General features: G+C 71.1%; 21 protein-coding genes and 1 pseudogene. 6 read left to right on the top strand and 16 right to left on the bottom strand.

Annotated elements, in window-relative coordinates; translation table 11 throughout:
- Positions 1-42 precede the first annotated feature (42 nt).
- From AB0K80_RS22810 to AB0K80_RS22800, 3 genes are read left to right on the top strand one after another with little or no spacing between them, the layout of a single operon-like run.
- A complete protein-coding gene (locus AB0K80_RS22810) occupies positions 43-462 on the top strand; it encodes a cobalamin-dependent protein (RefSeq protein WP_365672410.1) in 420 nt (139 codons plus the stop codon).
- The gene (locus AB0K80_RS22805; protein ID WP_365672408.1) at positions 455-1,846 is read left to right on the top strand and encodes a methylaspartate mutase; all 1,392 of its coding nucleotides are present in this window, start codon (positions 455-457) and stop codon (positions 1,844-1,846) included. Before AB0K80_RS22810 ends, AB0K80_RS22805 begins: the two co-directional genes overlap by 8 nt.
- 17 nt (positions 1,847-1,863) lie before the next feature.
- Positions 1,864-3,246 (top strand): aspartate aminotransferase family protein, encoded by a 1,383-nt coding sequence (locus AB0K80_RS22800; RefSeq protein WP_365672594.1) that lies wholly within the window; start codon positions 1,864-1,866, stop codon positions 3,244-3,246.
- A 205-nt stretch (positions 3,247-3,451) separates the two neighbouring features.
- Here the strand turns inward: AB0K80_RS22800 and AB0K80_RS22795 are convergent, their stop codons facing one another.
- Positions 3,452-5,701 carry an MMPL family transporter gene (locus tag AB0K80_RS22795; protein WP_365672406.1) on the bottom strand — a complete coding sequence of 750 codons (2,250 nt, stop codon included), beginning with the start codon at positions 5,699-5,701 and terminating at the stop codon, positions 3,452-3,454.
- 373 nt (positions 5,702-6,074) lie between these two features.
- Between AB0K80_RS22795 and AB0K80_RS22790 the strand changes: the two genes are divergently transcribed.
- Both AB0K80_RS22790 and AB0K80_RS22785 read left to right on the top strand, forming a co-directional pair.
- Positions 6,075-6,620 (top strand): DUF1697 domain-containing protein, encoded by a 546-nt coding sequence (locus AB0K80_RS22790; RefSeq protein ID WP_365672404.1) that lies wholly within the window; start codon positions 6,075-6,077, stop codon positions 6,618-6,620.
- Positions 6,613-7,029, top strand: a complete 417-nt coding sequence (locus AB0K80_RS22785) for a nuclear transport factor 2 family protein (RefSeq protein WP_365672403.1) — start codon at positions 6,613-6,615, stop codon at positions 7,027-7,029. Before AB0K80_RS22790 ends, AB0K80_RS22785 begins: the two co-directional genes overlap by 8 nt.
- On the opposite strand, the gene AB0K80_RS22780 is transcribed toward AB0K80_RS22785, so the two are convergent.
- Positions 6,968-7,870 (bottom strand): transglutaminase-like domain-containing protein, encoded by a 903-nt coding sequence (locus AB0K80_RS22780; RefSeq protein WP_365672592.1) that lies wholly within the window; start codon positions 7,868-7,870, stop codon positions 6,968-6,970. The genes AB0K80_RS22785 and AB0K80_RS22780 overlap by 62 nt on opposite strands.
- A 57-nt stretch (positions 7,871-7,927) precedes the next feature.
- Positions 7,928-8,745, bottom strand: a pseudogene (locus tag AB0K80_RS22775) (aldo/keto reductase); the annotation flags it as partial.
- Positions 8,746-8,782: 37 nt separating this feature from the next.
- Between AB0K80_RS22775 and AB0K80_RS22770 the strand changes: the two are divergent.
- Positions 8,783-9,808: a 2-dehydropantoate 2-reductase gene (locus AB0K80_RS22770; RefSeq protein ID WP_365672401.1), complete on the top strand. Its 1,026-nt coding sequence runs from the start codon at positions 8,783-8,785 to the stop codon at positions 9,806-9,808.
- 71 nt (positions 9,809-9,879) lie between these two features.
- Here the strand turns inward: AB0K80_RS22770 and AB0K80_RS22765 are convergent, their stop codons facing one another.
- The 13 genes from AB0K80_RS22765 to AB0K80_RS22705 all read right to left on the bottom strand — a co-directional run bounded on the left by AB0K80_RS22765 (position 9,880) and on the right by AB0K80_RS22705 (position 21,403).
- Positions 9,880-10,620: a sirohydrochlorin chelatase gene (locus AB0K80_RS22765; protein WP_365672399.1), complete on the bottom strand. Its 741-nt coding sequence runs from the start codon at positions 10,618-10,620 to the stop codon at positions 9,880-9,882.
- A gap of 5 nt (positions 10,621-10,625) precedes the next feature.
- On the bottom strand, positions 10,626-11,528 hold the full coding sequence (locus tag AB0K80_RS22760; protein WP_365672397.1) for an ABC transporter permease: 903 nt from the start codon (positions 11,526-11,528) through the stop codon (positions 10,626-10,628).
- The gene (locus AB0K80_RS22755) at positions 11,515-12,300 is read right to left on the bottom strand and encodes an ABC transporter ATP-binding protein (RefSeq protein WP_365672394.1); all 786 of its coding nucleotides are present in this window, start codon (positions 12,298-12,300) and stop codon (positions 11,515-11,517) included. The genes AB0K80_RS22760 and AB0K80_RS22755 overlap by 14 nt, the downstream gene beginning before the upstream one ends.
- A 44-nt stretch (positions 12,301-12,344) precedes the next feature.
- Positions 12,345-13,451, bottom strand: coding sequence for an aliphatic sulfonate ABC transporter substrate-binding protein (locus AB0K80_RS22750; protein ID WP_365672392.1), 1,107 nt, complete (start codon positions 13,449-13,451; stop codon positions 12,345-12,347).
- A 235-nt stretch (positions 13,452-13,686) separates the two neighbouring features.
- Positions 13,687-15,021, bottom strand: coding sequence for a GTP-binding protein (locus tag AB0K80_RS22745; RefSeq protein WP_365672390.1), 1,335 nt, complete (start codon positions 15,019-15,021; stop codon positions 13,687-13,689).
- 2 nt (positions 15,022-15,023) lie between these two features.
- Entirely contained in the window at positions 15,024-15,962 is a 939-nt protein-coding gene (gene cysD, locus AB0K80_RS22740; RefSeq protein WP_365672389.1) for a sulfate adenylyltransferase subunit CysD, read from the bottom strand.
- Positions 15,959-16,495 carry an adenylyl-sulfate kinase gene (gene cysC, locus AB0K80_RS22735; RefSeq protein ID WP_365672590.1) on the bottom strand — a complete coding sequence of 179 codons (537 nt, stop codon included), beginning with the start codon at positions 16,493-16,495 and terminating at the stop codon, positions 15,959-15,961. The genes cysD and cysC overlap by 4 nt, the downstream gene beginning before the upstream one ends.
- Before the next feature lie 35 nt (positions 16,496-16,530).
- Complete coding sequence (locus AB0K80_RS22730) at positions 16,531-17,241, bottom strand: phosphoadenylyl-sulfate reductase (protein ID WP_365672387.1); 711 nt, start codon at positions 17,239-17,241, stop codon at positions 16,531-16,533.
- The gene (locus AB0K80_RS22725) at positions 17,238-17,417 is read right to left on the bottom strand and encodes a hypothetical protein (protein ID WP_365672385.1); all 180 of its coding nucleotides are present in this window, start codon (positions 17,415-17,417) and stop codon (positions 17,238-17,240) included. Before AB0K80_RS22725 ends, AB0K80_RS22730 begins: the two co-directional genes overlap by 4 nt.
- A complete protein-coding gene (locus tag AB0K80_RS22720) occupies positions 17,414-19,111 on the bottom strand; it encodes a nitrite/sulfite reductase (RefSeq protein ID WP_365672383.1) in 1,698 nt (565 codons plus the stop codon). Before AB0K80_RS22720 ends, AB0K80_RS22725 begins: the two co-directional genes overlap by 4 nt.
- Positions 19,112-19,259: 148 nt before the next feature.
- The gene (locus AB0K80_RS22715; protein ID WP_310591794.1) at positions 19,260-19,343 is read right to left on the bottom strand and encodes a putative leader peptide; all 84 of its coding nucleotides are present in this window, start codon (positions 19,341-19,343) and stop codon (positions 19,260-19,262) included.
- 127 nt (positions 19,344-19,470) lie between these two features.
- Positions 19,471-20,043 carry a GNAT family N-acetyltransferase gene (locus tag AB0K80_RS22710; protein WP_365672380.1) on the bottom strand — a complete coding sequence of 191 codons (573 nt, stop codon included), beginning with the start codon at positions 20,041-20,043 and terminating at the stop codon, positions 19,471-19,473.
- A 70-nt stretch (positions 20,044-20,113) separates the two neighbouring features.
- Complete coding sequence (locus tag AB0K80_RS22705) at positions 20,114-21,403, bottom strand: hypothetical protein (RefSeq protein WP_365672378.1); 1,290 nt, start codon at positions 21,401-21,403, stop codon at positions 20,114-20,116.
- Positions 21,404-21,559 lie beyond the last annotated feature (156 nt).

The following is a 21,559-nucleotide window of genomic DNA, read 5'->3' as shown; positions in this document are numbered from 1 at the left end:
ACACTGAAAGAGGCGTCTGTGAACGCATCATGCGGGGACGGCGTGCGCGTTGTCATCCTCGGCGTCGCCGAGAGTGACGCGCATGCCGTGGCGAACCAACTGATCAACATGCAACTGGAACAGCACGGATTCACCGTGGTGAACCTGGGGGTGTGCACACCGCTGGAGGAGTTCGCGGCGGCGGCCGAAGCCTGGCCCCACGTCGAAGCGGTCCTGATCGGCAGCCTCAACGGGCATGCTCATCACGACCTGCGCAGGCTTCCGGAGTTGCGGGCGGCAGGCCGGCTCCGCTGTCCGGTCATCGTCGGCGGCAACCTGTCGGTCGGCAGTCACAAGACCGACGGAGATCTGCAACGGCTGCGCGACCTCGGCATCGACCACCTGCTCGACGCGTCCGACGAACTCGTCCTGCTTCTGGACCGGTTGCGCTCGGCCCGGATCGCAGCACTCCAGCATGGCTGACCTGCACGGCATGGAGCTCAGTCTGTCCGTCGCGGCCGAACTGCCCGACTGGACGGAGACGGTGGCCTATCTCACCGCACCCGGGCGGGCACACGCCGTCGAGGTCCTGCGGCAGGCGGAGGCAGCCCGCCGTCCTCTGGTCCAGCCGCGATGCGGGGTGGGCGGTCACCAAGCGATGCTGCGGCTGCTTGGCGATCTGGAACCAGCCCGTCCCGGCATGCTGTCGGTCACTATTGATGCGCACACCCGGCTGAAGCGGTTCACTACGGCCGAGTCGCTGCTTCGGGCAAACCCGTTGGACCTCAACGGGTACCCGCTGGTGGCCCACGGGTGGCGACGAGGACGTGAGCTGGTCGAGGCGGTCGGCGTGCCGTTGGAGATCCGGCACGGATCGCCGGACGGCCGGGACCTCTTCGCGGTGGCACTGGCCTCGGGCATCACCTCGTTCGAGGGTGGCGGTATCGGCTACAACCTGCCGTACTCGAAGGACGTACCGCTGTCCGTGTCGCTGCGGGACTGGCAGCAGGTGGACGCCCTGTGCGGGTGGCTTGCCGGACACGGGGTGGTGGTGGACCGGGAACTCTTCGGCACCCTCACCGCTGTGCTGGTGCCGCCCTCGATCAGCCTTGCGGTCACCCTGCTGGAGGCGTGTGCGGCGGCCCGCGAGGGGGTGCGGTGCCTGTCCCTGTCCTATCCGCAGGGTGGTGAGGTGCACCAGGACGTTGCTGCCCTGCGTGCCATCCGTACGCTCGCCGCCCGCTATCTGCCCGAGGATGTCGAAGTCTTCCCGGTGCTGCACGAGTTCATGGGGGTGTTTCCGCGGACTCCCGCCTTCGCCCGCGCGCTCATCCTCTGCGGTGGTCTGGTGGCCCGGCTCGGCCGTGCGACGAAAGTGATCAGCAAGACCACGCAGGAAGCCTTCGGAATACCGGATTCCACGGCGAACGCCGATGGGATTCAGGCCGCCCGCATCGGTGCCTCTGAACTGCTGGACTTCGTCCGGATCGACGAGGACCGCGTGGCGGAGGAGAAGTACTGGATCGAACGCGAGGTGGCGGAGCTCATCGAGCCGGTGCTCGGTTCTGCCGACATTCTGGCGGGTATTGCGCTGGCCTTTCGCGAGGGGCAGCTCGACATTCCGTTCAGCGCCAGCATCCACGCCCACTCGCGGATCATGCCTCAGCGGGACAGCGGCGGTGCCATCCGCTTTGCCGACACCGCGTCCCTACCGTTCTCCGATGCCACCCTGGCCTTTCACAAGGAACGTCTGAGGTCCGTCGGCGGGGCGGGCAGGACGCTCATGGAAACGGCCAGCGCCGACATCTACCACTTCCTTTCGCAAGAGAGCTCCATGCTCCTGGACGATACGAAAACGAGATTGTGATGACTTCTGAGACCTCGATGAGCCAACTCGGCCCGGGCCTGCCCGACCCGGAAGAAGGCGAGCGGATCCGCGCTCTGGACCGTGCCCATCTCTTTCATTCCTGGGCCGCGCAGGGCAGCGTGAACCCGCTACCTGTCGCCGGTGCTTCGGGCCGCCACTTCTGGGACTACACGGGCAAGCGTTATCTGGACTTCGCCTCGCAGTTCATCAACTCGAACATCGGCCACGGTCACCCGAAGGTCGTCGACGCGATCAAGGCACAAGCCGACCGCATCTGCATGATCGCCTCGATCTTCGCGAACGACCAGCGCAGCGAGGCGGCGCGGCTCATCGCCGAACTCGCGCCCGGCGACCTGAACCACGTCTTCTTCACCAACGGTGGCGCTGACGCCAACGAACACGCGGTCCGGATGGCCCGGATGCACACCGGCCGGCCGAAGGTGCTCTCAACCTACCGCTCCTACCACGGCGGTACCTCGACCGCGATCGGCTTGACCGGTGATCCCCGGCGCTGGGCGAATGAGAACTCCGGCAGCGCCTGCGGCAACATCGCGCACTTCTTCGGCCCGTACCTGTACCGCTCGCATTTCCACGCCACGGTCGAAGAGGAGGAGTGCGCCCGCGCACTCGCCCACCTGGAGCAAGTCATCGCTTTCGAGGGGCCCTCCACCGTCGCCGCGATCGTGCTGGAGACGATCGTCGGCACGGCCGGCATCCTCGTTCCTCCTCAGGGATACCTGGCCGGTGTCCGTGAGCTGTGCGACCGGTACGGCATCGTCTTCATCGCCGACGAGGTCATGTCGGGCTTCGGCCGCGCCGGCGAGTGGTTCGCGGTCGACCACTGGGGAGTCACCCCCGACCTGATCACCTTCGCGAAGGGCGTCAACTCGGGATACGTACCGCTGGGCGGCGTCATCATCTCGGACGCCATCCATGAGACCTTCCGTGACATCGCCTATCCCGGTGGCTTGACCTACTCCGGCCATCCGCTCGCCTGCGCGGCGGCCGTGGCGACCATCAACACCATGCGGGACGAGGGAATCGTCGAGAACGCCGCGCGGATCGGCAAGGAGGTGCTCGGCCCCGGTCTGCGTGAGATCGCCGCGCGGCACCCTTCCGTCGGCGAGGTGCGCGGCATGGGCGTCTTCTGGGCGGTGGAGCTCGTGCGCGACCGCGAGACCAGGGAGATGCTGGTGCCCTACGCGGCGACCGGCGCCCAGAACCGTCCCGTGGACGAGGTGGTGGCCGCGTGCAAAGAGCAGGGCATGTGGCCGGTCTACAACTACAACCGGATCCATCTGGTCCCGCCGTGCACGATCACCGACGAGGAGGCGGAGGAAGGCCTCGCCATTCTGGACAAGGCGCTTGACGCGGCCGACGAGTATGCCGTCTCCGGCTGACCCTGAACGGATCACCCGCAGGACAAGCGGGGCGGTGCGGGGCGTGCGCGGCTGAGCCGCCCACAAGAACGCGGGGCCCGCCTTGCGCCATCGACAACGAATGGTCCCCCGACCTCGTCGGGGGACCATCACGAAGGATCAAGGCCGGTGCCGACCGGCTGGACCCCGAGCCCAAGGGGCCTTGTCGGACGGAATCCGGACCGGGTCAGACCTTCAGCGGCTCCGCCTCGCCCCGCCCGGAGGGCGGCGCCACGGCGCCCTCAGGCGCCTCGTCGTGGGTGAGGTCGGGCAGCCGGTGCAGCCACTTCGGCAGGTACCAGTTGCGCTCACCGAGCAGCGCCATCACCGCCGGCAGCAGCACCCCGCGGATGACCGTCGCGTCGATGAGCACCGCGGCCGCGAGGCCGACGCCCATCTGCTTCATGGACTGCATGGACAGCGTCCCGAAGATCGCGAACACGGCGACCATGATGACCGCGGCACTGGTGACGACCCCGGCGGTGGTGACCACCCCGTGCCGGATCGCGTCCGTCGTGGTACGGCCCCGCAGCCGGGCCTCACGGATCCGGGACACCACGAACACGTGGTAGTCCATCGACAGGCCGAACAGGATCACGAACAGGAACAGCGGCAGCCAGGAGATGATGGCGCCGACGCCCTCCGCGCCCACCAGGGACGCGCCCCAGCCGTGCTGGAACACCGCGACGAGGATGCCGTACGCCGCGCCCACCGACAGCAGGTTCAGCAGGATCGACGTGATCGCGACCGTCAGCGAGCGGAACGACAGCAGCATCAGCGCGAAGGCGAAGACCACGACGAAGGCGAAGACCGGGACGACGGCTCCGCCGAGCTGGTCGTTGAAGTCCTTCGAGCCGGCCACCTGCCCGGTGATCGGCGCCTGAACGCCGTCGACCTTGCCGAGCGTGGCGGGCCGCACCTCCTCGCGCAGCTTCTCCAGGCTCGCGCCCGCCTTGTCGAGGTCGGAGCCGCCGACCAGCGGCACGTACACGAAGGCGAGGTTCTGCGCGTCATGCAGCTTGATCTCCACCGGGCCGCGCGAGGCGCCCGAACTGATCGCCCGCTCACGGAAGCCGGCGAGCGCGGCCTTGACCTCGGGCGCGTTGATGTCGTCGGCCTTGACGATCACCTCGGCCGGCTCCGAGCCGCCCGGGAAGGCCTCGTTGAGCCGGTCGTAGGTCTGCACGATGGGCAGCGAGTCGCCGAACTCCTGGTCCAGCGTGAGGTTCTGGGTCTTCATGCCGACCGCGGGAGCCGCGACGGCCAGCAGCGCGCCCGTGGCCACGACCACCGAGACCACCGGCTTGGCGAGCACCCCGCGCAGCACGGCCGTCCAGAACCGGCTCTGCCCGTCGCCGTGGTCCCGGCGGCGGCGCAGGAACGGCAGGCGGCCCTTCTCGACCCGGTCGCCCAGCAGCGACAGCAGCGCCGGCAGCACCGTCACGGAGCCCACCATGGCGACCGCCACGACCATCAGCGAGGCCAGGCCCATCGCCTCGAACTCGGCGATGCCGGTGAACAGCATGCCCGCCATCGCCACGCACACGGTGATGCCGGACACCACGATCGCCCGGCCGCTGGTCGCGGCGGCGATCCGCAGCGCCGTGCGGGCGTCCCGTCCCGCGGCCCGCTCCTCGCGCTCGCGGCGCAGGTAGAACAGGCAGTAGTCGACGCCGACCGCCATGCCGACCAGGAGCATCACGGAGTTCGCGGCGTCCGTCATCGGCACCAGGTGGCTGACGACGCCCATCAGGCCCATCGTCGCCATGATCGCGGTGATCGCCAGTGCCACCGGCAGCAGCGCCGCCACCAGCGCGCCGAAGGCGATGAGCAGAATGCCGAGGGCCACCGGCACCGCGGAGTACTCGGCCTTCTGGAAGTCGTCCCCGAACGCGTCGTCGAACGTCTTCATCATGCTCGCGGAGCCGATCTCCTCGATCCGCAGCGAGCCGTGCTCCTTCTGGACTTCCTCGACGGCCTCCAGCACCGGCGCCACGCGCTCGCCCGCGGTCTCCGCCTCACCGCGCACGTCGAACTGCACCAGCGCGCTGCGGCCGTCCTTCGAGATCGTCTTCGTGTCGTACGGCGAGGTGACGGCGGTGACCCGGCCGGTTTTCCCGACCGCCTCCATCACCTGGGTGACGGCGGAGCGGAACTCCTCGTCGGTGGCCTTCGGGCCGGCGCCCTTCGCCTGGATCAGTACCGTCTCACCGGCCGGCTCCTCGATCCCGGCGTCCTCGATGATCTTCGCGGCGGTGTGTGTCTCCCCCTTCAGCTGGTCGCTGTCCTTGACGTCGACGCGGCCCGCGGCCGAGCCGAGCCCCATCGCCAGGACGACGAACAGCACCCAGATGCCGACGGCCGCCCATCGGTGCCGCGCACTCCAGCCGCCGGCGCGCGCGGCCAGGCCCCGCACCGGCGCTTCTCCGTTTCCCATGACGGTCCCCATGACGGGCTTGCCCCCTCGTATCCGGTGCCGGCCCCCTGCCGCCACCCTTCGTTCGAAGGTATGCGCGGGATAAAGCCATCTCGTCGTGCTGGCCGGTGAAGCGCCGCGGCCGGAACTCATCCCCCCGGAGACCGGGCCCTCCGCACTGGGGAGGACAGCGGCCCCTTACATCTACCGGGGCTTGTCGGGGGACGCCCCCTGCGGGGCCGCCCGTACTGACACGTGTTACATGGGTCACAGAAACGGGAAGCGGTTGATCATCGCCCGGCCGGTCGGCCAGAGTTTCGCGCAGGCCGCCCCGCGCGGACGCGGCCGTCGTGCCCACCCCCACGGGGCACGACGGCCGCTCTATCGTGAGCGGATGACGACCAAGTACGCGGCGCTGCTGCGCGGCATCAACGTGGGCGGCAAGAAGGTGCCGATGGCCGACCTGCGCACCGTCCTCGAAGGCCTCGGCCACGGCGACGTACGCACCTATCTCCAGAGCGGCCAGGCCGTGTTCGTGCCGGACCACGGGGACGAGGACTCCCTGGCCGCCGAGATCTCCCAGGCCATCGAACGGCACTTCGGCTTCGGTGTCGACGTGCTGGTCCGCGACCACGCCTATCTCAAGGCGGTCGCCGAGGCCTGCCCCTTCCCGGCCGCCGACCTGGCGCCGAAGCAGCTGCACGTCACCTACTTCTCCGCGCCCGTCACCCCGGAGCGCTTCGCGGAGATCGACCAGGACGCCTACCTCCCGGAGGAGTTCCGGCTCGGCGACCGCGCGCTGTACCTGTACGTCCCGGAGGGCCTCGGCCGCTCCAAGCTCGCCGAGCACCTGGCCAAGCCCCGCATCACCAAGGGCCTGATCGCCACGTCCCGGAACTGGAACACGGTGGTGAAGCTGGTGGAGCTGACCGGTGACTGACCGCACGCCCGCCGTCGCCGCGGCCGTCGAGGCGGAACTGGCCCTCCTGGACGGGGCGGTCCGCGGCTCGCCCCAGCGGGTGGACGCCCTGCTGCACCCGGACTTCCACGAGTTCGGCGCCTCCGGCAGGGTCTGGGACCGGGCGGCGATCATCGCCATGCTCGCCGACACCGCCGGCTCCGACGCCCCGCCGATCACCGCCTCCCGCATCCGGGGCGTCCAGCTCGCCGCCGACCTGGTCCACCTCACGTACGACACGGACGCGGGCGGCCGCCGGGCCCACCGCAGCTCCCTGTGGCGCCGCACCCGGCAGGGCTGGCAGCTCTACTTCCACCAGGCCACGCCGTTCAGCGGCCCGGAAGAGTGCCCTTCCGGGCCGGAGGAGTGCCCTTCCGGGCCGGAAGAGTGACCTTCCGTACGCCGAGGTACGTGGTGTACGAGGTGACGACGTCCGGGACGGCCAGGCGGGGATCCTCGTACAGGCGCCGCAGTTCTCCCTCGTCGGTGGCCGCGGCGACCGTGTCGATCAGGGCGAGGTCGTCCGCCGTGAGCCGGCTGTCGTCGAGGATCTCCGGCCCCCAGCAGTCCCACGGCAGCACCTCGACGCCGTTCAGGGCGGCCAGGTCGCGCAGGACGTTCGCGCGGACGAACCACAGGCCCCTGGCCCAGGGGAGACCACTGAACCCGAAGCTGTCGGGTGCTGCCCGCCCCGACCGGCAGGCCCGCCAGGCGTCCGGCGCCACGAGGAAGCGGTCCCGGGGCACATCCACCGGGTCGAACGGCAGGCCGTCGTACGCGTGGTGGACCTGCGCGTCCGCCAGCCGCCAACCACCGTCCGAGGCACGGTACTCGGTGACCCAGTGGTCCTCGTGCCGGCCCTCGGTGAAGTAGGTGGCGAAGCCGCAGCGCAGCCGCGCCGGTGTCCCCGTCGCCCGCAGCAGGGAGCACAGCAGCAGCGCGAAGTCCCGGCACGTGCCCACGAACCGCTCCCGCGGCGCCCGGGGTTCGCTCAGCGGTGCGTCCCGGCGCTCGCGCAGCACGCGCAGCAGCCCGGTGACGTACCGCGACTCGGCGTCGGTGTGCAGCCGTGGCGCGGGGATGGTGTGCCCGAAGCGCTCGCCCTCGCCCCGGTGGATGATCAAGTCCCTGACCAGACCGGCGAGTTGTTCCGGATCGCCCGGCAGCCCCGCGGTGTCCAGGTGGCCCGGGTCGCTGTACGGCGTCTGCCTCAGGTAGAAGTCGTCGTCCATGCCGTTGAGCTTCGACCCTGACACGGTGGCAGGGTCAACTCCCCAGCGTGTCCAGGCGGCCAGGTCGTCCGCCGTCAGCCGTACGGCCGCCGCGTCCAGGTTCTCCTCCAGGTGGGCGAGTGACCCGGTGCCCGGGGTCGGACACAGGACGGGGGAGTGGTGCAGCAGCCAGGCCAGGGCGATCTGGGACGGGGTGGCGCCGTGCGCGGCGGCCAGGCCGGCGCACACCGGGTGGACCGTCAGCGTCCCGTTGCCGAGCGGAAACCACGGCAGGAACGCGATGCCGCGCGCCTCGCACAGCCCGAGCAGCGGCTCCGAGGCCCGGTCGAGCAGGTGGTAGCGGTTCGGCACGGAGCTGATGTCCGTCACCGCCAGGGCGGCGGACAACTGCTCGGCCGTCACCGTGTCCAGACCGATGTGCCGGCTCTTGCCCTCCGCCCGCAACTCCTCCAGGGCGCCGAGCTGTTCGGCCATCGGCACCTGCGGATCGAGCCGGTGCAGCTGATCCAGGCCGATGGTGTCCAGCCGCAGCCGCCGCAGGCTCGCCTCGCACCCGGCCCGCAGCCGCTCCGGCCGTCCGTCCACGTGCCAGGAGCGGTCGCTGGTCCGTACGACTCCGCCCTTGGTGGCGATCAACAGCCCTGGCGGGTAGAGGTGCAGGGACTCGGCGATCAGTTCCTCGGCGATCGACGGGCCGTAGTTGTCCGCCGTGTCGATCAGCGTGACCCCGCGCTCGACGGCGCGTCGCAGCACCGCCACCACGTCCCCTCGGCCGCCGCGCGGACCCGAGTAGCCCGGACCGGTGAGCTGGCGGTGCCGAAGCCCAGGCGGCGGACCCGTATCTCCCCGCCGACGGCGAACGTCTGATCGATCATGGGTGGACCGTACACCCGTCTGTGCGAGGCTCCTCCCATGCGCTACATCATCATCGGAGCAGGGGCCGTCGGCGGCGTCGTCGGCGGACGGCTGGCCCAGGCCGGGCACGAGGTCGTGCTGGTCGCACGGGGAGCACACCGCGACGCGCTGAGGGAGCACGGGCTGCGGCTGCGCGTCCCGCAGGGCGAACTGACCTGCCGGCTGCCGGTCGTCGACGGACCGGCCGCGCTGGGCGAGCTGCGCGAGGACGACGTGCTGGTGCTCGCCGTCAAGACGCAGGACACCGAGGCGGCCCTGCGCACCTGGGGACCGGCGCCGGTGCGGGGCGGCGGCACCGCCGCCGGGACGCTGCCGCTGGTGTGCGCACAGAACGGCGTGGAGAGCCAGCGCCTGGCCCTGCGCCGCTTCCGGCGGGTGTACGGCGTCTGCGTCTGGCTGCCCGCCACCCACATCGAACCGGGCGTCGTCGCCGCGGCCGGCACCCCGCTCACCGGCATCCTGCACCTGGGCCGGTACCCGCACGGCACGGACGACACCGCCCGGCGGATCGCCGCCGACCTGGAGACGGCGCACTTCGAGGCCCCGGTCGTGCCGGACGTCGCCCGCTGGCAGTACGCCAAGCTGCTGGCCAACCTCGCCAACTCCCTGGAGGCCGTCACCGGCCCGGTCGGCAGCGACGAGGCCCGGGCGCTGTACACGCGGGTGCGCGCCGAGGGCGAGGCGGTGCTCGACGCGGCCGGCATCCCGTACGCCGGCGAGCAGGAGCAGCGCGCGGTGCGCGGCGACAAGGTCCGTCAGGTGCCGCTGGACGGCGTCCCCCGCAGCGGCGGCTCCTCCTGGCAGTCCCTCAGCCGGGGCACCGGCACCATCGAGGCCGACTACCTCAACGGCGAGATCGTCCTGCTGGGCCGGCTGCACGGCGTACCGACCCCGCTGAACGAACTGCTCCAGCACCTCGCCAACACCTTCGCGCGCGAGCGGCGGGCGCCGGGCTCGATGCCGCTGGAGGAATTGGTGGCACTGGCGGACAAGGCCGCTGCCGAGGCCGGATCGGCCCACTGAGAACCCACCGGCTCGGTTCGCGCCCGAGCGCACCCGCACGGGACAGCTGCGCTTCGGCCGACGGGCCGGGCTCAGGCGCCGAGCGCCGCCCGCACCGGCAGCCGGGCCTCGTCGTACCGGTCCAGCAGCAGCCGGGCCACCTCCGGTGCCGGACCCAGCACCTCCGCCAGGACGTCCGCCTTCGCCGCGCCCCGCGCGATGCGGTCCGGCAGGAAGCCGGGGGCCAGGACGTAGGGCGCGACGGCGACGCGGGCGCAGCCCAGCGCCCGCAGCTCCCGTACGGCGTCCTCCGTACGGGGAAGGGATGCGGAGGCGAACGCAGGCCGCACGGCGCACCAACCGGTGTGCCGCCACTCCCGCGCGATATCAGCGATCACTGCGATCGCCTCCGGGTCGGTGGACCCCGCCGAGGCCAGCACGACCCCGGTCGAGGACTTGTCGGCGGGGGCCAGCCCCGCCTCGGACAACCGCCGCTCCAGCGCGGCGAGCAGCAGCGGGGAGGGGCCCAGCACCTGCGCCTGCCGGATCCGCAGCCGCCGCGGCGCGTCCCGCAGGACCGCGGGGATGTCCGCCTTCGCGTGGAACGCGCGGGTCAGCAGCAGCGGCTGGGCGACCACGTCCCGGACGCCCTGCGCCGCCAGCGACTCCAGGACTCCCTGCACGGAGGGGACGTTGAAGTCCAGGAAGCCCGTCTCCACCCGGACACCGGGGCGCTGCGCGCGCACCCGGCGCACCAGGGCGTGCACCGTCGCGGCGTGCCGCGGGTCGCGGCTGCCGTGGGCGATGACGAGGAGCACCGGCTCACCGGACACCAGGCTCAGCCCTTCACCAGCAGGCCGCGGCTGCGCAGCACCCGCCGCTCCAGCGGGCTGAAGATCAGCAGGTCGATGGCGATACCGACGAACAGGATGAGGATGATCGCCTCGAACACCATCGCCATGGAGCTGTTGGTGCGGCCGTTCTCCAGCAGCGCGCCCAGCCCGATGCCCAGATCGGGGGAGGAGGCGATGATCTCGGCCGCCATCAGCGACCGCCAGGAGAACGCCCAGCCCTGCTTCAGCCCGCCCAGGTAGCCGGGCAGCGCCGCCGGCATCACGATGTGCCAGGCACCCTTCAGACCCGTCGCGCCCATGGTGCGGCCCGCCCGCAGGAACAGCGGCGGCACCTGGTCGACGCCCGAGACCAGGCCGTTGGCGATGGAGGGGACCGCGCCGAGCAGGATCACCGCGTACATCGCGCCGTTGGTCAGCCCCAGCCAGATCACCGCGGCCGGCACCCACGCCACCGACGGCAGCGACTGCAGACCGGACAGGATCGGGCCGATCGCGGCGCGCACGAACTTCACTCTGGCCACGATCAGCCCCAGCGGGGTGCCGATGGCCAGCGCGAACAGGAAGCCCAGCAGGCCGCGCGAGACGCTGGTCCAGATGTAGCCGAGGAGGTCGCCCCGCAGCCAGGCGTCCTTGAACTCGGCGCCCACGGCGGCCGGGGAGGGCAGCTTGCTGGGGTCGTCGACGATCTTCAGCGAGATCAGCGCCTGCCACACCACCAGGACCACGGCGACGGCGAGGACCGGCGGCAGGATCTTGTCGAAGAAGGTCACCCGGAACGGCGTACGGCCCGCGCTCCTGGTCTCCAGGGCGTCCAGGCCCGCCTCCAGACCGCCGAGGCCGTCCTTGGCGGGGGCGTCCGTCGTGTCGGTCGTCTCAGTGCTGGCCATGACGGCGGATCTCCCCACGCAGTACATCGGTGATCTCGAGGGACAGTTCGGCGACGGGCGCGTCCTCGATGCGGCGCGGCTGGGGGATGCCGACCGTCCACTCGCGGGCGATCCGGCCCGGGCGGGACGACAGCAGCACCACGCGCTGGGCGAGCCGGACGGCCTCGCGCACGTTGTGCGTGACGAACAGGACCGACACCCCCGTCTCCGCCCAGATCCGCGTCAGCTCGTCGTGCAGCACGTCCCGGGTGATGGCGTCCAGCGCCGCGAACGGCTCGTCCATGAGCAGCAGCCGGCTGTCCTGGGCGAGCGCCCGGGCCAGCGCCACGCGCTGGCGCATACCGCCGGACAGCTCGTGCACCCGCTTGCCGTACGAGCCCTTCAGACGCACCAGTTCGAGCAGTTCCTCGGCCCGGCCGCGCCGCTCGCTCTTCGCGACCCCCCGCAGCTTCAGGGCCAGTTCGATGTTCTTGCCCGCGGTCAGCCACGGGAACAGGGCGTGCTCCTGGAACATCAGGGCCGGCCGCCCGTCGGTGGTGATGCTGCCGGCGGAGGGCTGGTCGAGGCCCGCCACCAGGTTCAGCAGCGTCGACTTGCCGCAGCCCGAGGCTCCCAGGAGGGTGACGAACTCGCCCGGAGCGACATCGAGGCTGATGTCGTCCAGGACGAGCTGCTGCCCGCCGGGCCCGGCGAAGGACTTCGAGACGTGGTCGATGCGCGCGGCGTGCTCGACGGCCTCGGCGTTCTCGGCCTTGACGATCGTGGTGGCCATGGTCGTCACCTCCTGGGAACTCTCGGATGCGGACTCGTGCGGACTCAGCTGGCGCCGAGGCCGGCGTCGTCGACGGTGGGTTCGCCCTCGGCCTTGAGGACCTTGTTCAGCAGCGTGAGGTCGTAGATGCCGTCCAGCTTCGGGTTCTCCAGAAGGCCGGCCTTGACCGCGTGCTGCGCCTCGGTGTTGAGGGTCGAGGCCAGCGGGTCGTTCGTGAACTGGATGGACGTCCAGGCCGGGTCCAGCACCTTCGCCGGCAGTTCCTTGCCCGAGTCGATCGCCAGCTGCTTGTTGGCCGCGGCCTTCGCCTGGTCGGGGTTGGCGTTGATCCACTTGTTGGTCTCGACCGAGGCCTTCAGCACGGCCTCGACGGCCTTCGGGTGCGCGGCGAGGAACTTCTGCGACACGATGACGTTCGTGATCACGAACTTCTTGTCCGGCCACAGGGAGGACTCGTCCAGCAGCACCTTCGCGCCCTCGGCGACCAGCTTGGACGCGGTCGGCTCGGGCACCCACGCGCCGTCGATGGAGCCCGACTTGTAGGCGTCCGGGGTGACCTTGTTGTCGGTGCGGATGACCGAGACGTCGCCCTTGCCGCTCTGCGCGTCGACCTTCCAGCCCTGCTCGGCGATCCAGTTCAGCAGCGCCACGTCCTGGGTGTTGCCGAGCTGCGGCGTCGCGATCCGCTTGCCCTTGACGTCCTTCAGCGACTTGATCTTCTTCGGGTTGACCACGAGCTTCACGCCGCCGGACGCCGAACCGCTGATGATGCGCAGGTTCTTGCCGTCGGACTTGGTGTAGCCGTTGATCGCCGGGGACGGGCCGATCCAGCCGATGTCGATGGACCCGGAGTTCAGCGCCTCGATCTCGGAGGGGCCGGCGTTGAAGATCTGGTACTTGGCCTCGGTGCCGCCCAGCGCCTTCTGGAAGAAGCCCTTCTGGACTCCCACCAGGGCGGTGGCGTGCGTGAGGTTGCCGAAGTAGCCGATCTTGACGGAGTCGAGCCCGTCGATCTTCTTCGCCCCGGCGGCGACTTTCTGCTCGGGCGACTTGTCGTCGGCCTTGGACCCGTAGCCGCAGGCGGCGAGGGTGAGCAGCGGGAGGGCGGCGATCACCGCGAAGGTGCGGCGCAGGGAAATCTTGGCAGGCACGGGAGGCGTTTCCTCTCGTCGGCCCGGCGGTCACGGTCTTTCAGGTCGTGGCCGGGAGGTCGGCACAGGGTCTTCGTCGCTTCCGGGACGTCGGGTGGGGGGACGGGGCGCGCAAGCGGTGCGCGTACGTCAGCGCACACATCGCGCCACTCCGCCCTGCCCGCTGCCGAGGGCACCGCTGCCGACGCGGCCGCCCTCCTTCGCGAACGTGGAGTAGAAGTCGGCGGGGTTCATGTCAGAAGTCCCACCCGTCGTCGTCGCCCTCGTCCTTGACCGGCTCCGGGGAGGCGAACGACTCGCCGACCATGCCCGCGGTGAGCGTGGTGCCGTCGTACGGGTCGATCAGGATGAACGAGCCGGTGCGCCGCGAGTCGGCGTAGGAGTCGACCGGCAGCGGCTCGGCGGTGCGGACCTTCACCCGGCCGATGTCGTTGGCGACGAGCTGCCCCGGGTGCGGGTGCAGGGACAGGTCGTCGAGGGTGAGGCGGGAGGGGATGTCCTTGACGATCGCTTTCACCGTGCGGGTGCCGTGCTTGAGCAGCACCCGGTGACCGACCCTGAGCGGCTCGTCGGCGACGTGGCACACGGTCGCCTCGATGTCCTGGGTGGTCGGCGGCGCGTCCTTGCTCGGCACGATCAGGTCGCCGCGTGAGATGTCGATGTCGTCCTCCAGCAGGAGGGTCACCGACTGCGGCGTCCAGGCCACGTCGACCGGCTTGCCCAGCACGTCGATCCCGGCGATCTTCGTGGCCCGCCCGGACGGCAGTACCGTCACCGAGTCGCCGACCCGGAAGGTGCCCGCCGCGATCTGCCCGGCGTAGCCCCGGTAGTCGGGGTGCTCGGCGGTCTGCGGCCGGATCACGTACTGCACCGGCAGCCGGGCGTGGCAGTGCGCCAGGTCGTGGCTGACCGGCACGGTCTCCAGGTGCTCCAGCACGGTGGGGCCGCCGTACCAGTCCATGTTCGCGGACGGCTCCACCACGTTGTCCCCGGCGAGCGCCGAGATCGGGATCGCGGTGACCTCCGGGACGCCCAGCTCGGTGGCGTACGCCGTGAACTCCTCGGCGATCGCCGCGAACACCTTCTCCTCGTAGCCGACGAGGTCCATCTTGTTGACCGCGAGCACGACGTGCGGCACGCGCAGCAGGGCGGCGATGGCGGCGTGCCGGCGGGTCTGCTCGACGACCCCGTTGCGGGCGTCGACCAGGATCACGGTCAGCTCGGCCGTCGAGGCACCGGTGACCATGTTCCGCGTGTACTGCACATGGCCCGGGGTGTCGGCCAGGATGAACCGGCGCCGGGGCGTGGCGAAGTAGCGGTAGGCCACGTCGATGGTGATGCCCTGCTCCCGTTCGGCCCGCAGACCGTCGGTGAGCAGCGCCAGGTCCGGGCCCTCCTGGCCGCGGCCGGCGGAGGCGCGTGTGACGGCCTCCAGCTGGTCGGCCAGCACCGACTTGGAGTCGTGCAGCAGCCGGCCCACCAGGGTGGACTTGCCGTCGTCGACGGAACCGGCGGTGGCGAACCGCAGCAGGGTGGTGGCCGAGAGCTCCTCGGTCGTGGTCGTGCTCATCTCTAGAAGTACCCCTCGCGCTTGCGGTCTTCCATCGCGGCCTCGGAGAGCTTGTCGTCGGCGCGGGTGGCGCCGCGCTCGGTGAGCCGGGAGGCGGCGATCTCGGCGATCACCTTGTCGATGGTGTCGGCGTCGGAGTCGACGGCACCGGTGCAGGACATGTCACCGACGGTCCGGTAGCGGACGAGACGCTTCTCGACGATCTCGCCCTCCTTCGGGCCGCCCCACTCGCCGGCGGTCAGCCACATGCCGCCCCGCTGGAACACCTCACGCTCGTGGGCGTAGTAGATCTCCGGCAGCTCGATGCCCTCCCGGGCGATGTACTGCCACACGTCCAGCTCGGTCCAGTTGGACAGCGGGAACACCCGTACGTGCTCACCGGGCGCGTGCCGGCCGTTGTAGAGGTTCCACAGCTCGGGGCGCTGGCGGCGCGGGTCCCACTGGGAGAACTCGTCGCGCAGCGAGAACACCCGCTCCTTGGCCCGGGCCTTCTCCTCGTCGCGGCGCCCGCCGCCGAAGACCGCGTCGAACTTCTCGCTCTGGATCTTCTCGGTCAGCGGCAGCGTCTGCAGCGGGTTGCGGGTGCCGTCCGGGCGCTCCTTGAGCACCCCCCGGTCGATGTAGTCCTGCACGGAGGCGACGTGCAGCCGCAGCCCGTGCCGGGCGACCGTACGGTCCCGGTAGTCGAGGACCTCGGGGAAGTTGTGCCCGGTGTCCACGTGCAGCAGCGCGAACGGCACCGGCGCCGGGGCGAACGCCTTCAGCGCCAGGTGCAGCATGACGATGGAGTCCTTGCCGCCGGAGAACAGGATCACCGGGTTCTCGAACTCGCCCGCCACCTCGCGGAAGATGTGCACCGCCTCGGACTCGAGGGCGTCCAGGTGCGAGAGGGCGTACGGGCTGCCGGTCTCCTCGGTGACGGTGGCGACGGTGGTCGTCATGCCAGTCCCCTTTCGCTGAGCAGGGCGTACACCGACGCCGCGGACTCCTGCACGGTCTGGTTCTGCGACTCGATCCGCAGATCGGGCGCGGCGGGCTCCTCGTACGGGTCGTCGACGCCGGTGAGCCCGGTCAGCTCGCCCGCGGCCTGCTTGGCGTACAGGCCCTTCACATCGCGCTCGCTGCACACCTCCACCGGGGTGGCCACGTGGACCTCCAGGTAGGCGGTGCCGTTGGCCTGGTGCCGCTTGCGCACCGCCTCGCGGCTGTCGGCGTACGGCGCGATGACCGGGACGAGGACGAGCACGCCGTTGCGGGCGAGCAGTTCGGCCACGAAGCCGATGCGCTGCACGTTGGTGTGCCGGTCCTCGCGCGAGAAGCCGAGGCCCGCCGAGATGAACTCGCGGATCTCGTCGCCGTCGAGCACCTCCACACGGTGCCCCTGCGCGCGCAGCCGGCCGGCCAGCTCGTAGGCGATGGTGGTCTTGCCGGCGCTCGGCAGACCCGTGAGCCAGACGGTGGCTCCGCTCGTCACGTCGGTCTCCTGAATGGTCGCCTGATCAGTCGTGGTCATCCGTGCAGCCCGCACTCGGTCTTGGCCCGGCCCGCCCAGCGGCCGGCCCGCGCGTCCTCGCCCTCCGCCACGCGGCGGGTGCAGGGGGCGCAGCCGATGGAGGCGTAGCCGTCCATCAGCAGCGGGTTGGTCAGCACGCCGTGTTCGGCGACGTAGGCGTCCACGTCGTCCTGGGTCCAGCGGGCGATGGGGGAGATCTTCACCTTCTGCCGCTTGTCGTCCCAGCCGACCACCGGGGTGTTCGCCCGGGTCGGGGACTCGTCGCGGCGCAGGCCGGTGGCCCAGGCCAGGTAGCCCTTGAGGCCCTCCTCCAGCGGCTGCACCTTGCGCAGCTTGCAGCACAGGTCGGGGTCGCGGTCGTGCAGCTTCGGGCCGTACTGGGCGTCCTGCTCGGCGACCGTCTGCTTCGGGGTGAGGGTGAGGACGTTGACGTCCATCACCGCCTCCACCGCGTCCCGGGTGCCGATGGTCTCGGGGAAGTGGTAACCGGTGTCGAGGAACACCACGTCGACGCCGGGCATCGCGCGGGAGGCCAGGTGGGCGACCACCGCGTCCTCCATCGAGGACGTCACGCAGAAACGCTTGCCGAACGTCTCGGCGGCCCACTGGAGGATCTCCAGCGCGGTGGCGTCCTCCAGCTCGCGGCCCGCCCGCTCGGCGAGCTCCTTGAGCTCCTCGGTGCCGCGCTCTTCCTGAATCGCCGTCATATCTCAGCCCTTCCGTCGTCGGCTCGCCGCAGCCCCCGGGCCAGCAGCCCGAGGAACTTCAGCTGGAAGGCTCGATTGCATGCCCCGCATTCCCACGCGCCGTGGCCCTGCTCGCCCGGGCGCAGGTCCTCGTCGCCGCAGTAGGGGCAGTAGAACGGAGCGGCTCGCTCGGTCACGACAGCGACTCCTCACTGGCCCGGGCCGCCCAGGCGGCGAACCGCTCGCCCTCCTTGCGCTCCTGCTGGAACCGCTTCAGCACCCGCTCGACGTAGTCGGGCAGCTCCTCGGCGGTGACCTTCAGGCCGCGCACCTTGCGGCCGAAGCCCGCCTCCAGTCCGAGCGCGCCGCCCAGGTGCACCTGGAAGCCCTCGACCTGCTCGCCCCGGTCGTCGAGGACCAGCTGGCCCTTGAGGCCGATGTCCGCGACCTGGATACGGGCGCAGGCGTTCGGGCAGCCGTTGAGGTTGATGGTGATCGGCTCGTCGAACTCCGGAAGCCGGCGCTCCAGTTCGTCGATGAGCGACGAACCGCGCTGCTTGGTCTCCACGATGGCGAGCTTGCAGAACTCGATGCCGGTGCACGCCATGGTGCCGCGCCGGAACGCCGAGGGCCGGGCGGTGAGGTCCAGCGCCTCCAGCCCGTCGACCAGGGACTCGACCTGCCCCTCCTCGACATCGAGGATGATCATCTTCTGCTCGACCGTGGTACGGACCCGGCCCGAGCCGTGCGCCTCGGCCAGGTCGGCGATCTTGGTGAGCGTGGTGCCGTCGACCCGGCCGACCCGCGGCGCGAAACCGACGTAGTACCGGCCGTCCTTCTGGCGGTGCACGCCGATGTGGTCGCGCCACTGCTGCACGGGCTGTTCCGGCGCCGGCCCGTCGACCAGCTTGCGCCCCAGGTACTCGTCCTCCAGCACCTGCCGGAACTTCTCCGCGCCCCAGTCGGCGACCAGGAACTTCAGACGGGCCCGGGTGCGCAGGCGCCGGTAGCCGTAGTCCCGGAAGATCGACAGGACGCCCTCGTAGACGTCCGGGACCTCCTCGAGCGGCACCCAGGCGCCCAGCCGGACGCCCAGCTTGGGGTTGGTGGACAGGCCGCCGCCGACCCACACGTCGAAGCCCGGGCCGTGCTCGGGGTGCCGTACGCCGACGAACGCCACGTCGTTGATCTCATGGACGACGTCCAGCAGCGGCGAGCCCGAGATGGCCGTCTTGAACTTCCGCGGGAGGTTGGAGTACGCCTTGTTGTTCAGCACCCGGCGCTTCATCTCCTCCAGCGCCGGCGTGCCGTCGATGATCTCGTCCTCGGCGATGCCGGCGACCGGGGAGCCGATCATCACGCGCGGGGTGTCGCCGCAGGCGGTGACGGTGGACAGGCCCACGGCCTCCAGCCGGTTCCAGATCTCCGGCACGTCCTCGATGCGGATCCAGTGGTACTGGACGTTCTGCCGGTCGGTGATGTCGGCCGTGCCGCGCGCGAACTCCTGCGAGATCTCCCCGATGACACGCAGCTGACGCGTCGTGAGCGCACCGCCGTCGATGCGGACGCGCAGCATGAAGTACTCGTCGTCCAGCTCCTCCGGCTCCAGGACGGCGGTCTTGCCGCCGTCGATGCCGGGACGGCGCTGGGTGTACAGACCCCACCAGCGCATGCGGCCGCGCAGGTCGTTGGGGTCGATGGAGTCGAAGCCCCGCTTGGAGTAGATCGTCTCAATGCGTGTCCGCACGTTGAGACCGTCGTCGTCCTTCTTGAACTGTTCGTTGCCGTTGAGCGGGGTGAAGTGCCCCGCGGCCCACTGACCCTCACCGCGGTGACGGCTCACCTTGCGGCGGGGAGTCGCGGCGGCAGGGTTCTGCGGGGTGGCGGCCATGGTGAATTCGTCCTTCGGGACAGGCGGGAATCGGCTCTGACCTGCGCTGCGGGGGCGCACGGGCAGGAAGGTGCTGCCTCGCGCGCCGTTGCGCGGGAATCAGGGGGAAGACGAGGATGCCGGGCTGCTGGAGGGTCCTGACCAGCTCTCAGCGCGCCGGACAGATGGCGCTGGACATGCGGCCGAGGTCGACGTGCCGTCGACTCACCAAGGCGATTCCAGTTCCAGACATGACGGAAGCGTGTCACGGCGATCTGGACACAGTCCAGCTTCGTCCGTCATGTGGACATCCCTGTCTCGTTATGCAAGACGGGCGTGTCGTTGGTCACATGCTGTGCGAGACATCTTGTCCGCGCAGGTCAGGCCGGGTATGCGCCCGGCCACGGACCCGGTGCGGCCGCCTCGGGCTCCTCCTCGACCTTGGTGTCGAACAGCTTGAAGCCGCGGCGCAGGTAGTTGTCCATCGCGTGCTCACCGTCCTTGCTGCACGTGTGCAGCCACACCCGCTTCGTCGGCGCCAGCCCCGGCCAGCGCTCCGCGAGGTCCCAGGCGCGGGCGGTGCCGTACGACAGCAGGTACCCTCCGATGCGCCGGCCGCGGAAGGCCGGCAGCAGCCCGAAGTAGACGATCTCCACCACCCCGTCGTCCTGCGGCTCCAGCTCCACGTACCCGGCGGGCGTGCCCCGGTCGTACGCCACCCACGTCTCCACCCCGGGTCGCTCCAGGTACTCCCGCCACCGCGCGTACGACCAGCTCAGCCGGTCCGTCCAGTGGATGTCGCCGCCGACCGAGGCGTACAGGAAGCGGCTGAACTCGGGCGAGGGCACCTGGGAGCGGACGATACGGACGTCGCCTTCCGGTCCGGCGGCCGGCAGCAGGTCGGCCGGCGCGGTCTGCTCCAGGGACCAGGTGGTCACGGCGAGGGTGCTCATGCCGGTCAGGGAACCATCCGCCGCGCCGATCTGTCGAACAGAGCGCGAAGGGTGTCCAGGACGTGAGCCGCTAGTCCACGGACCGGTCGATCGACTCCAGCGGCAGCGCGAACAGCATGCGCCCGGACTGCGACCACACCTCGCCCGTCTTCTCCCCGTACGACAGCGGGCCCGGCCGGCCGCTCCAGCAGCGGCGGGTGGCGTCGGCACCGCACTCGGTGGCCTGCGCGCCGCTGGTGTCCTGCCGCCACAGCGTGCCGTGCCCGCCCGGTTCCCGGGCCGCGCCGGCCAGGTACCAGGCCGAGCCGTACGCCAGCACACCGCGCACGTCGGTCGTCTTCGTCCGGAACGCCTCGACCACCGGCACGTGCCCGGTGGAGTCGGTGGCGAGCAGCCCGGAGCGGGCCGGGTCCGCGCTGAACGCGTAACGCCACAGCCGGGTGGGCCGCCCCGCGTCCGCGGGCACCCGCTCGCTCGCGACCAGGCTGTCCGGTGCCGTGCTGCGGTCCAGGGAGATGCTGTCCGGCCGCGGGACGCCCGGGCCGGCGGGCAGCCGGTAGGAGGCGACGGCGGGCAGCACGAACCGGGCGCCGGCCGCCGCCCAGCCGCCGGTCACCCGGCCGACCGCGTCGGTGCCGACGGTGGCCCGCTGGATCCGGTGCACGTCGTAGACATACAGCGCCTCGCGGTCACCGGAACCGGCCGTCACCAGCAGCTTGTCCTGGTACCAGACCATCCCGGACACCGGCGACAGCAGCGCCCGGTAGTCCCGGCCCCCGTCGACGGGCACGGCGAGCAGCGCCCAGGTGTAGGTGACGTCCGCCGGGTCGCTCGCGTCGACGAAGGCGACCCGGGCCTGGCCGTCGGCGGCGGTGCCGGTGTCGCGGGACCAGGCGGACAGGATCACCCGGTGGTCGCCCCACCGGCCGTCGTCGTCCGCGTCGCCGGAGGTCGTGACCGCGCCGGGCCGCCAGCCCTTCGTGTCGGCGGCGCCCCAGCAGTACGCGCGCGTGGCCGCCGGCTCCACGGGCAGGGCCTGCTTCTCGGCGGCCGGGCAGTCGGCCGCGTCGGTCAGGGTCCGGTCGGCGTCCGCCAGGGCGTCACCGACCCCGACGGGCCGGCCCATCGCGGAGGCGAGCCGGTCGAGCCAGGGGCGCGGCACCCGGTCCTCGGTGAGCCGCAGCGCGGCGGTGCCGTCGGGCCCGGTGAGGGGCTTGAGCGCCCCGGGGTCGCCGGCGACCGTGGCCTGCGAGGCGCTGATCAGGGTGGCGGCCGCGGTGAGAGCGAGGGCCGTCCCGGCCAGGGCGGCGCGCAGCGCCTTGCCCCGCCTGCGCCGGCGGTGTCTGCCGCGATGCTTCATCGATCCTCCCGAGGCGAGCCAACTGCGCCTGATGTTCCGTACGTTGACGCAGGAGCAGGTGGGGTGGCCCGTCAAGGGATGCTACGGCAGGCAAGGAGGGTCCGGAACGGGATGCCGCACATCCGCCGAAGACGCCAGCCTGCGCCACCCCCCCGG

Source organism: Streptomyces sp. NPDC052682, assembly GCF_040678435.1.
Classification (GTDB): domain Bacteria; phylum Actinomycetota; class Actinomycetes; order Streptomycetales; family Streptomycetaceae; genus Streptomyces.
The sequence above is the reverse complement of the archived record's forward strand: the minus strand, read 5'-3'. Positions and strand labels throughout refer to the sequence as shown.